The following is an 11405-nucleotide window of genomic DNA, read 5'->3' as shown; positions in this document are numbered from 1 at the left end:
GCGCACGACAATCTGCGCGGCAATCATTACTTCGCCGCGACACTGACTCGCCATCCAGATTGCCGCGCCTTCCCATCCAGATCGACGCGCTACAGCCTGTCGTCCGGCGAAGGGACCAAAGGTCCGCGCTGGTACGACTGGGGGTAACTTGAGCTGGCCGATCCCGATGCCGGTGAACACAACGACGACCTTGCCGGGGAATGGACGCGGGGTCTTCTGATCCGCCGCAACATTGCCGACGGCAGCTTGGCCTCCTTCTCTACACGGTGCTCCAAGGGCACCTTCGTGCAGAAGCTGGTGTCGGTGGAAGGCCATCGCTGGGGCTATCGAGGACCGCTTCGAAACCGGTAAGAACGAGCTCGGCCTTGATCACAACGAAACCCGCTCCTGGCACGGCTGGCATCGCCATGTCTCACTCGTCATGCTTGCCTTCGCCATGATGGCCGTCATCCGTCATCGGTCCAACACAGGGCCATCGCCCCAAAAACGCGACAGCGGCCGCGACCGAAGCATCGTTCTTGATCCGTTGGTCCGGCGAATCGCCATGAAGCTAACCCAGCGGCGCATCCCGCGCGCCTACATCCTCGCAAGGTCGTTTGGCGCAGGTCTCATCAGGCCAGCGCGCGCAAAGCTCACCTCAAAAAATGCGACTGTAATGCTAGGACCAAACCGGAACCAGTCCAGGTAAGCGTTGCCGATTGCTTCAGCGAACGCCACGGGTAGACTGCGACAGCTTTGGTGGTGAAGACGGGAGCGGCCGAGGAGTTCAATCCGACCTCTCCGCTCTTGGCTCTCTCGATGGGATATCCCTCATCAACGTTGCATCTGCAATGCGAACTGCCAAAGTGATGCCGCACGGTATTGGCTGCACCTGTCGGTCCCTGCCTACGGCAACTTAGTGAATCGATTGAGTGGCGGTTTGAGCCCGAGGTTCTCTCTGAGTGTTTTTCCGGAATACCTGCACCTGAATTTTCCTCGTCGACGTAACTCGGGAACTACAAGCTCCACAAAATCCTTGAACCCGCTTGGAACGGTAGCTGGCAGCACGTTAAATCCGTCGGCAGCGCGCTGATCAAACCGATCAACCATTGTGTCCGCAATCTCGTCAGGCGTGCCAACTACCATCAAATGGCCCCGACTATCAGATACCAAGCGAATAAGCTCTCTCCAGGTAAGTTTCTGGCGCGCGGCAAGCTCGAGAAGGACCTTCTGACGGCTCTGGATCAGATTGGTTCGCGGCAGAGTGTCCGGAACTAGGGAGTCCAGGTTGACTGCACGCAAATCGGTGACCGATCCGAGCCATCGATCGGCCGTGTCAAATAGAACATCGATGTGCGTAGATGATTGTAGCCTCTTGAGCTTCTCCTCCGCTTCCTGCTTAGTCTTGCCAATTACGGGAACAATCCCTGGCATGATGAGTACCTGGTCATCGCTCCTGTCGAGTCCGCGCGCCTTGTCTTTGAGCGTCGCATAATATCTCTGTCCGTTCTCTAAAGAAGGTTCGGCCGTGAACACCACCTCAGCGATCTCCGCGCCAAACTGGATTCCTGCATCTGATGCGCCAGCTTGAACCAAGACGGGATACCCTTGCGGCGGCCTCGCAACGTTTAGTGGGCCTCTGACCGAGAAAAAATGCCCCCGGTGGTTGAGCAAATGAAGCTTCATCGTGTCGACATAAATGCCAATATTCTTGTCGCGAATGAAGGCGTCGGTCTCCCAGCTGTCCCAAAGCCCCTTTACAATTCCTACAAATTCTCTCGCTCGAGCATAGCGCATGTCGTGATCTACAAGCCCGTCTTCACTGAAATTATGTGCTTCGAACTTGTAGCCTGAGGTAACGATGTTCCAGGCCGCGCGGCCCCGCGACATGTGGTCAAGTGAGGCGAACATGCGTGCAAGATGGTAGGGCTGATGGTATGTCGTTGTCGCTGTTGCGACAAGACCGACGTGTTGCGTTCTCGATGCGAGTGCTGACATCAGCGTGATTGGCTCGAATGTATCGTTTCGGCTTACACGCGCCAAGCTCGCGAGATCTTGTTCAACCACGCTTGGGCTATCCGGGATAAACACGAAGTGAAATGCCGCGCCTTCGGCAAGTGCTGCCAGATGAGCATAGTGATCGATATCAACGCCGCCATTTACAGGTACGCTCGGATCCCGCCATGCGCCTTCGTGATATCCTGCTTGCATGAGGTAGAGTCCGAGGGCCATTTCATCATTGCGCTGCATGTCGGGTCTCCTTTTGAACTTGACTGGTCGCGCGGCTCATGTGCGCCTTGTTGTGGTGGTCTGTTCATTGCTTAATAGGCGGCCGTGGCGGCCGCACTCACGAACACTAGAGCCCCGAATCAATTCGCCTGCCTCGATGCATGATCTCCAAGCAGTTGGGCGGCGAGCTAATGCCGGCAGCAGAAGCCATCGGAGCATCCTGAACGAAGCGCGATTATCACCACTAAGCAGAATGCCGCTTACCAGGTACCGCCCAAGTCGGAGTGTCATGGGCGGATGTGAAACGAGCGTTCGACGTCTGGAGGAGGGAGATATCGCGTTATTACGGACGCTATCCGAAGAAGAAGGTGTGTGTATTTTCATATGGCCCTCTTTTAAGCGAAGTCTCAACGAGCAAGCAAACTCCAAGTAATGCGTGATACAATCTATGGGCTCATGCAATCGCTAGCTTTGGTAGTTGACGGCCGCAGCCGCTGCACGAGTGGTGGCGGACCCAAACTGTATGGTGATTCGATGGGGTTGCATTCGGTGCGGTCACCGCGATTTGCGCCGGACCAGACTGAGATGTTTACGTCGTGGCTGGTGTTTCGAAGTTTTACGATAGGCTCTGCGGGAGTTATTGTATGCGCAAACGCAAGCTTGGTGAGACTATGGCCGTGCCGATTTGGGCACGACTTTATCGAAGCGTTGCCGACTATACGCAGTCGCGCTAGTGCTAATATTGCTGACAGGTGCTCGAAGGTGGCCCGTGCGCGGCGTCAAGCCCGCGAAGCCCGTCAGCAGATCGCGCAGGATTCGTTTCGCGATTTGCGGACACCGAGACGGAAAGCATGTCAAGGTTCTGCGCGCGACTAGCAGCAACGTCGCAAGAGAGCTGGCGCGAGTGCGCTCCGCTAACCGCATCTGCGGTCGAGCTGTCGACACTCAAATTGTTCGTCCGTGAAACTTGGAGCGTCCGGAAGCGACTGCGGCACAGAATTGTGGAGCTTTGGAGAACGCGCAACGCCCAGGCTTGATAGGTTCGGCATCTCTGGTTATCGCGTACCTAATCGTTGCTGTTCGTGGCGGATACGCGCGTGACGCAAGCGAGCATCCCGCCCAATCCTCCGGCAGGTTGCGCTAAAGAGCTCGTATGTTCTGACGAGCGTGCTTGAGAACCAACCACCATCGGATGCTATCATGGAAGAGTCCACTTTCCAGTCTCACCAAAAGAGGAAAATGCACATGGCCTATCAGACCCTAAAGTATGAGCTCGAGGAGCAGATCCTTACCATCACGTTGAACCGTCCGGAGAGGCTGAACGCCTGTACCGCCATCATGCAGAACGAATTGATAGATGCGTTCGATCGCGTAAACAGGGAAGACGATGCCCGCGTAGTTATTGTGACCGGCGAAGGCCGCGCCTTTTGCGCGGGCGCCGATCTTTCCTCTGGCGCGGATACATTCGACCGCGATGCGCGGCGTGGACCGGTGAAGCGCCGTGCTGACGGTAGCGTCGACTACAGCGACCCCGACATCAGCGACGCCGGGGGCCAGATTACGTTAGGTATTTTCAACTGCCTGAAGCCCGTAATCGCGGCCGTGAACGGACCAGCTGTTGGCATGGGCGTTACCATGCAGCTTGCGATGGACATTCGCGTTGCGAGTGAGGCCGCGCGCTTCGGTTTTGTGTTCTCCCAGCGTGGTATCGTGCCGGAGGGCGGCTCGAGCTGGTTTCTGCCGCGTATCGTCGGTATCGCGCAAGCGCTTGAGTGGTGTTACACTGGTCGTGTCTTTTCGGCGGAGGAGGCGCTTGCTTGCGGCCTGGTCAGCAAAGTGGTGCCACCAGACCACCTGGTGGCGACGGCGCGTACTTTGGCACGAGAGATCATCGAGAAGACCGCGCCAGTGTCGATCGCGCTGATCCGGCAGATGATGTGGCGGATGCTCGGCGCCGATCACCCAATGGAGGCCCACAAGATCGACAGCCGCGGCATCTATGCGAGGGGACGCTCCGCTGATGGCAAGGAAGGTGTACTGGCGTTTCTGGAGAAGCGGCCCGCGGTGTTCAAAGAGAGGGTAACGAAGGACATGCCGGACTATTTTCCATGGTGGACCGAGCGGGAGTATAAATGATCATGCTTGTCGAGTCGGGTCAGTGCTGCAATCGGGCGCGCATCCTTTGCGATCCCTGAGCGTCTTCGCCATCTCTTCCGGCGCGCCGGCTGGTATGAGAGCCTGGTCGGATGTGAAAGCCGTATCATGGAAGAAGCTTCCTTAGTTGAGGGTCTTGATCATGGTTGGTTCTTCTCTACACGAGCGCTGACCCTCGCAAGCTCCAAAATTACTATGTCGGCGTCAGACTCTAAAATGGCGCAGCACGCTCCGCACGCTGCCGTAACTATGTAATCAAGCGAAGTTGCGCGATCTCAGCAGGGCGTATTCAACACACCTGACTAGGTAGTGTGATGCGGCGTCATTCATGATGTACGATCCCAAACGCGGCTCATCACGGCAGGAGCGAGTTAGAGGAATGGCAGGCTTAGTCAACCAGCTGCAGGTTTCACGCTTTCTACAGGTCTATGACAATGCTGCGGCCCGGAGAGGGATAGAGCTTTCGATAGGATTTGATTTTCGTGAGTATGTCGCGATCACGAGCGCCACTCCGACAAAGGGGCGAACTTATCCGAACTTTCGGCCAGAGCGCTCCCCGATCAGATCAGGCGAGGGGTATTGGATCATAGGCCTCGACAAGAACAAGGAAGTTGCGCTCACTGATGCTGCTCGATTGTATGACCTCTCGCGGAGCAATCTGGCAGAACATCTTGAATCGTTGAGCGCATTCTACGACGATCCGTCCGTGCATGCACATTCTCAGGATCGTTGTGTCTGCAACGCGCCAAGCGCGACAAGAATAACAGGAAAGGTCGCCTACCACGGTGATCTTTGGGTCCGCAAGGATTGTAGAGGGCAGGGCCTCGCAAAGATCGTAGCCGGAGTAGCACACGGTTTGTCGTTTGCGATGTGGACTCCTGACTTCCTTTGTTCGCTTGTGGGGGGCTTTTCCCTAGAGAAGGGGCTCGTTGCTCAATACGAAATGGCGCATCAGGAGCCAGGCGGGTCGATACTGCAGTTGGTGGAGGAGAACATTGTTGACGACGATTGGCTCATCTGGCTCACCGGGGAGGAATTGAGAAGGCAGGTTGAGGATCACGATGAAACTAAGCTGCTTCGTACCGTGTCGGGTTCGAGGATAGAACGGAGCCCTGGCTAGCCGTGCGGGATGGCACAATCCAGACGGGCAATCGCGTCAGTCGACGAGGCCGTCCGGTGGCGATGGTAGGCCCGTGACGATCGCTCCCGTTGTGAGCGATGGCTAGGCTGCACTCCAGGTCATCAGTGATCCCTGAAGAGCCAGCTCAGTACGCTTTAGTCTGCTCGCCAGAAGTGACAATTGCAAGGAGAGTGCAACTTGAACCTAGCTGAATCCAAGGGGACAGGAAGTGAGTATGTTGGGCGGAAATCGAGGGACAACTTCGCGCGCGCACAATTGGTCTTTCCTGACGGTACCTCACGAGCAACAATCGAGCGTGACCCGGAACCGATCTACGTCGAGCGCGGCGTTGGCAGTTATCTGGTCGACGTCGACGGCCGCCGCTTTCTCGACCTCAACTGCAACTTCACGACCCTGATCCATGGTCACGCCTTTGCACCTGTAGTCGAAGCGCTCACCCGTCAGCTTCAGTGCGGCAGTTGCTTCGCAAATCCGACAGAGAGCGAGATCGAACTCGCCGAGCTACTTTGCAGTCGCATTCCGCAGGTGGATCGTGTTCGCTTCGTCAATACAGGAACTGAGGCAGTTCTGTTCGCAATCAAAGCAGCGCGTGCATTCACTGGACGTTCAAAAATCGCAAAGATCGAAGGTGCTTACCATGGTGCCTACGATTGGTGCGAGGTGAGTCTCGGTGCGACCCCGGATAATTGGGGCGAGCCGACTAGTCCCACGTCGACGGGCCGTTATCGCGGAATGCCATCAAGCGTGCTCGAGGAAGTGGTCGTATTGCGCTTCAACGACGTGGAAGGCGTACACCGGTTACTTTCATCGTATGCACACGATCTTGCTGCTGTGCTCATGGATCCCATGCCAAGCAAGAGCGGCTTAATTGCGCCCAAACCCGAGTTCATTGCGGCGGTTCAGACAGCTGCGCGCTGCAACAACATTCTCGTAATATCCGATGAGGTTTTGAATCTGAGACAGAGCTTCCAAGGGGCATCGGCCCGCTATGGCCTTGTTCCGGACCTCATTACTATGGGCAAGATCATCGGCGGCGGCTTGCCAATTGGAGCGATCGGCGGCCGCGAGGACGTGATGAGAGTATTCGATGCCTCGGCGGGAAGACCCATGCTTGCACAAGGCGGCACATTTTCCGCCAATCCTCTGTCCATGACAGCAGGGCTTGCTGCGATGCGGCATCTGGATCATGCAGCTTTTGAACGTCTCGAAGCGCTTGGAAAGAGTGTTCGCGATGGAATTCGTCTAGCGATTTCCAAATGTAGCGCGCCGCTATGTGTTACGGGAGCCGCATCACTGTTTCGGATTCACCCGCTCACAAAAGTCCCGAATGACTATCGCGAGGCCTATCGAGCGCCCGCGGCCGAACCTCTTATGAAGGAACTCACGCGCTTCTTTGCGCGGAACGGGATCATGCTGCCGCGTGGCGGCACGCCATCGCTTTCGACCTCGATGACACGCGACGATGCAGACTTTGTAGTCGATGTATTCTCAGGCTTTCTCCAAGCCAATGAGCGATTGCTGAACCAAATCGCTGCACCCAGGTAACAACCAGCAAAAGTTGCCGTAGGCTCACTGCGCTGGGCTCCCAGTTCTCGAGAAGTGTATAGCCCGACGTTGAAGCATCTGGTGCAGGCGCTCACTAGGTAGCGCCTTGGCCACCAATCCTCGCGGCGGGCCGATTCCCTTCCCATCTTAAATGGTAGCTATCCATGGCGCCGAGACAGTGATCTAAGTTGCAAACGAGACAGACTAATCGAACTTCAATTAAGATGAGTTGAGAACTCAACCGTGCTCTTCGGCACGCCAAGCACTCGTCTCGCCGCATCCAGGCGTCCGCGGTTCCTGCTTAGATGGAATGGAGAATAGAAATGCAGCAGCGGAGTTCGCCTCCCGACGGTGATCGGCAGTCGGGGCATTTTCGCAACACCGCCTACGTGATTAAGAAGAGTAGCCCGTATTTCGATGCGGCCCACGCGGCTGGCCTCATGGGCGTCCAGGGACGTTCTACCGTTGGGCGCGGGTTCGTTCTAGGTACAGGTCCGCTCGAGAGCCGACCGGAGTTGGTCGACTTCGTGCGGTGCTCCTACTTGGGTCTCGACAATCACCCCATGATCGTGGCTGGAGCGATCGAGGCCATAGAGGCACATCGCTCGTTGCACTGGTCATGCGCACGAACGAGACTGAATTTTGACTTACTCTCAGAGCTTGAAGAAACTCTATCCGAGATGTTCAGTGCACGAGTGATAGCCTTCTCCACTGTCATGCTCGCCAACCTCGGTGCCCTACCGCTCCTTGCTTCAGGCCAATTGACGGGAGGAAAAAAGCCAATTGTGGTGTTCGATCGGACCGCCCACATCTCACTGGCCTATCACAAACCTGTGGTCGCTGATGAGACGCTTGTCGAGACGATTTCGCACAATGACATCGACGCGCTCGAACGTGTTTGCCACGAACATCCGGTGGTCGCTTATGTGTGCGACGGAGTTTACTCGATGGGAGGAAACTCGCCAATAAATGAACTGCGTCAACTCCAGGAGCGCTATGGGCTCTTTCTCTATATTGACGATGCTCATGGCATATCAATCTTCGGACGTCAGGGCGAAGGATTTGCTCGCTCGCAGTTTCCGCAAGTGCTCGGTGATCGGACGATCATAGCGGCCTCGCTTGCCAAGGGATTCGGCGCGTCTGGAGGCATGTTGATGCTCGGAACAGCCGCGCAAGAGACGTTATTTCGACGCTTCTCCATCCCATATTCCTTCTCGGTGGCTCCCAATCTAGCGGCGGTAGGTGCCGCGCTTGGCTCGTGCAAGATCCACCGCTCAGCTGAGCTGGGCGAGCGTCAGCAGCGGCTGACGAACCGGATCGAGTTATTTGATCGTCGCGTCGCAACTGCAGAGCAGGGCAATTCTCTTCCGATCAGAATGATTGCGATTGGCTCGGAAGGCAACGCCACTGCAATCGCAAGGGAACTTCTCGAGGCGGGATTTTATACGTCTGTCACGTTCTTTCCGACAGTCCCGCAAGGAGCGGCGGGAATCCGGGTGTGCATCACAGCCGATCATGAGTTGCACGAAATAGAGCAGCTCTGTGAGCGCATCTTGCAAAGGGTCCCCGGGGCAAGTGCCGAGAAGGAACAGGCAACTGCTCCCTGTTGAGATCATTAGGACGACGACCGGAGTGACTTGATGGCTATGACTGATGAAAACACAAGAAGCGCGAGGTTCGTTCTAGTAGCTTGCGTTGCGGCAGTCCCAGCAACTGGAGGGCGCTCATGCGACAACCGTGCTCCAACTGCCAAGATCCCTGCAGCTCTCTGGACTGATCGCAACGCAGCGATACGCTCTTGAGCGCTTTCTCGCCAGCCTCTTTCCCACCCATACCTAGTGAAGATGGTCGGTAATGCCTAACTCAGAAACATCTACGCCCCAAACCGGCGAACGCATTGCTCTGGTGACCGGAGGAGCGCGCGGGATTGGACTTGAGATCGTGCGTCGTTTTTTAACCGATGGGTATCGGGTTGCTTTTGTGGCGACAAAGGCGACGAATGTTGAGGGAGCGCTGGGCTTGCTCGGCTGTTCGGAGGACCGACTGTACGCCGAGACCGTTGACGTGAGTCGTCAGGACGATGTGGCTGCTCTTATTAATCGGATCCGTGCGCGTTGGGGCGAGATTGCAGTTCTGGTTAACAATGCGGGCATTTCCCCCAAGCGCGCGGACCGGAATGCACCCTGGATTCCGCAGACCTCTCTTGGTGACTGGGAAAATGTCATACATATCAATCTCAATAGCGCATTTATTCTCATCAAGCTCGTTGTACCAGGGATGATGGCCAAGGCGTATGGACGCATCATCAATATCGGGTCGCTTGCGGGTCGCGCCATGCCATTGATTGCAGGTCCGCACTACGCCGCGTCCAAAGCAGGATTGATCGGACTGACCAGAGCGGCTGCACGGGATCTCGCTCCCCACGGTATAACGGTCAATTGTATCTCGCCTGGCCGCATCCTCACCGATCTTACCGGGCCACCTGGAGCCGCAGTTAATCGCGCCGCTCTGCAACGGATCCCGGTCGGCCGTCTGGGAACGCCCGAGGAGGTCGCGCACGTTGCGGCATTTCTGGCTTCGCCGATCGCGGGATTTATCACCGGTGCGACCATTGATGTTACGGGCGGAGAGTTCGCCGCGTAACATCAGCCGGCCCAAATGTTCGCGGACCCGGTATCAGTGGGCCCCTAAGCAAGCGCTGCTCGTGCCTAGCGATGCGCTGGTCATTGATATTCAGGCAGCACTAGTATCTGAGAAAGGGGAGCTCAATGGGAGCATTGTCGCATTTGCGGGTCGTCGAGATTGGCAGTTCGGCGGCGACAGGCTATTGCGCCCGTTTGTTTGCCGATTGTGGTGCGGACGTTCAGAAGGTCGAGCCGGCAGGGGGGGACCCACTTCGCCGCAGTGCTCCGCTGACGGCTGGTGGCCAAAGCGCATGGTTCGCATTCCTAAGCCTTAACAAGTCGAGCATCGTCATCGACTGCACGGATGCGGATGCGATCAACCGAGTGACCGGGTTGATCGAAAAATGTGACATCCTGATCGATGGGCGCGATATTGATCGCGCGGATTGCCCGGCCGTAGATGTTGCCGCGATCCGGGAGCGGTGTCCCGGGTTGATCTACATCGGGGCAAGCTGGTTCGGGTTCGCCGGACCTTATGCGGCGTTCGCCGCAACCGATTCAACGATTCGCGCTCTGGCCGGTCTCATCAAGTTGGCCGGACCGGTCGAAGGGCCGCCTTTGCATGCGCCGGATTTCCAAACAGGGATTCTTGCGGGCCTCTGGGGCTTCATCGCGGCTGCGTCATCGGTCCTGGCGCGCATGCAGCCTGGCGTGGGTCGCTCGTGGTCATTGAACCTCTTCGAATCGATGCTCGCTCTTAGCGAATATCAGATGAGCCAGGCAATAGAGCGCGGTGAGGTGCGCCGCATGGGAACCAATCGGTTTTGGCCGAACTTTCCTGCCGGCATCTATGAGACGAAGAATGGGTGGATCGGGATTACGACAATTACTCCGGCGCAATGGCGTGCATTCTGTGACATGCTCGGCCTATCCGAACTGGTTGGTGATCCGGCGTTCCTGCTCGGTGCCGATCGTCTGCAGCACCCGGACCACATTGAGCGGCAATTCATTCCGAAGCTGAAGAGACGGACTGCGCAAGAATGGTTTACGGAGGGACGGAACCGGAAGATCCCGATTGTGATCGTACCCACGATACCGGATCTGCTGGGGGATCTAGAGAAGAAGGCGCGCGGCGCGATCGTGCCTGTTCGATTTGGACAAGAAGACGGTCAGACGGTTGGCTCGATGCAACGGCTAACATCGACGCGTCCGCGCCGCGGCGGCAAAGTTCCGGCTCCTGGCGAACAGCAGGTCTTTGCGAATGATCTAAGGCCCTCAAATTCGTTAGCGATGACGGCTTGCTGCTCCATGGGTCATAGGGAGAAGGTCTTGCAGGGAACACGCGTGATCGACTTCTCGATGGGCTGGGCGGGGCCGTTGTGTACCCGCATATTGGCCGATCTCGGTGCAGACGTCATCAAGATCGAAGCCATCCAGTACCCGGACTGGTGGCGCGGCGTTGATCGAAGGGTGTCGTATGTTAACGACGAGATGTACGAAAAGACGCTGCGCTTCTGCATGATGAACCGCAACAAGCGTGGCATCACACTTGACTTAACGCGACCGAAGGGCCTCGCTCTTGCGAAGGCATTGGTAGCCCAAGGCGATATTGTCGTCGATAACTATTCAGCTGACATCCTGCCGAAGCTTGGGCTCGGCTACGATGTGCTCAGAAAGCTCAATCCTCGACTGGTTATGATGTCGATGTCAGCCTTTGGCTCGAACAGCGTGAA

General features: G+C 56.8%; 7 protein-coding genes and 1 pseudogene. 7 read left to right on the top strand and 1 reads right to left on the bottom strand.

What is annotated here, in order from left to right; genetic code table 11:
* Nucleotides 1–96: 96 nt before the first annotated feature.
* Nucleotides 97–490: pseudogene (locus tag ABIB66_RS42920) on the top strand (IS701 family transposase); the annotation flags it as partial.
* A gap of 395 nt (nt 491–885) precedes the next feature.
* Here ABIB66_RS42920 and ABIB66_RS42915 read toward each other — a convergent pair.
* Complete coding sequence (locus ABIB66_RS42915) at nt 886–2229, bottom strand: LLM class flavin-dependent oxidoreductase (RefSeq protein WP_354259984.1); 1344 nt, start codon at nt 2227–2229, stop codon at nt 886–888.
* A gap of 1224 nt (nt 2230–3453) precedes the next feature.
* Between ABIB66_RS42915 and ABIB66_RS42910 the strand changes: the two genes are divergently transcribed.
* The 6 genes from ABIB66_RS42910 to ABIB66_RS42885 all read left to right on the top strand — a co-directional run.
* On the top strand, nt 3454–4344 hold the full coding sequence (locus ABIB66_RS42910) for a crotonase/enoyl-CoA hydratase family protein (RefSeq protein ID WP_354259982.1): 891 nt from the start codon (nt 3454–3456) through the stop codon (nt 4342–4344).
* A gap of 346 nt (nt 4345–4690) precedes the next feature.
* On the top strand, nt 4691–5482 hold the full coding sequence (locus ABIB66_RS42905) for a hypothetical protein (protein ID WP_354259979.1): 792 nt from the start codon (nt 4691–4693) through the stop codon (nt 5480–5482).
* Between the two features lie 198 nt (nt 5483–5680).
* Entirely contained in the window at nt 5681–7048 is a 1368-nt protein-coding gene (locus ABIB66_RS42900; protein ID WP_354259976.1) for an aspartate aminotransferase family protein, read from the top strand.
* A 323-nt stretch (nt 7049–7371) separates the two neighbouring features.
* Nucleotides 7372–8658, top strand: coding sequence for an aminotransferase class I/II-fold pyridoxal phosphate-dependent enzyme (locus tag ABIB66_RS42895; RefSeq protein WP_354259973.1), 1287 nt, complete (start codon nt 7372–7374; stop codon nt 8656–8658).
* Between the two features lie 244 nt (nt 8659–8902).
* The gene (locus ABIB66_RS42890) at nt 8903–9691 is read left to right on the top strand and encodes an SDR family oxidoreductase (protein ID WP_354259970.1); all 789 of its coding nucleotides are present in this window, start codon (nt 8903–8905) and stop codon (nt 9689–9691) included.
* 125 nt (nt 9692–9816) lie between these two features.
* On the top strand, nt 9817–11405 hold a 1589-nt coding region (locus tag ABIB66_RS42885; protein ID WP_354259967.1), incomplete at its 3' end, for a CaiB/BaiF CoA-transferase family protein.

Origin of the sequence: Bradyrhizobium sp. F1.13.3 (genome assembly GCF_040548265.1) — a bacterium.
Classification (GTDB): domain Bacteria; phylum Pseudomonadota; class Alphaproteobacteria; order Rhizobiales; family Xanthobacteraceae; genus Bradyrhizobium.
The sequence above is the reverse complement of the archived record's forward strand: the minus strand, read 5'-3'. Positions and strand labels throughout refer to the sequence as shown.

Bases quoted from the DNA above. Each gene is read 5' to 3' on its own strand.
- ABIB66_RS42915 (WP_354259984.1), bottom strand. From the start codon at position 2,229: ATGCAGCGCAATGATGAAATGGCCCTCGGACTCTACCTCATGCAAGCA.
- ABIB66_RS42890 (WP_354259970.1), top strand. From the start codon at position 8,903: ATGCCTAACTCAGAAACATCTACGCCCCAAACCGGCGAACGCATTGCT.
- ABIB66_RS42910 (WP_354259982.1), top strand. From the start codon at position 3,454: ATGGCCTATCAGACCCTAAAGTATGAGCTCGAGGAGCAGATCCTTACC.
- ABIB66_RS42905 (WP_354259979.1), top strand. From the start codon at position 4,691: ATGATGTACGATCCCAAACGCGGCTCATCACGGCAGGAGCGAGTTAGA.
- ABIB66_RS42895 (WP_354259973.1), top strand. From the start codon at position 7,372: ATGCAGCAGCGGAGTTCGCCTCCCGACGGTGATCGGCAGTCGGGGCAT.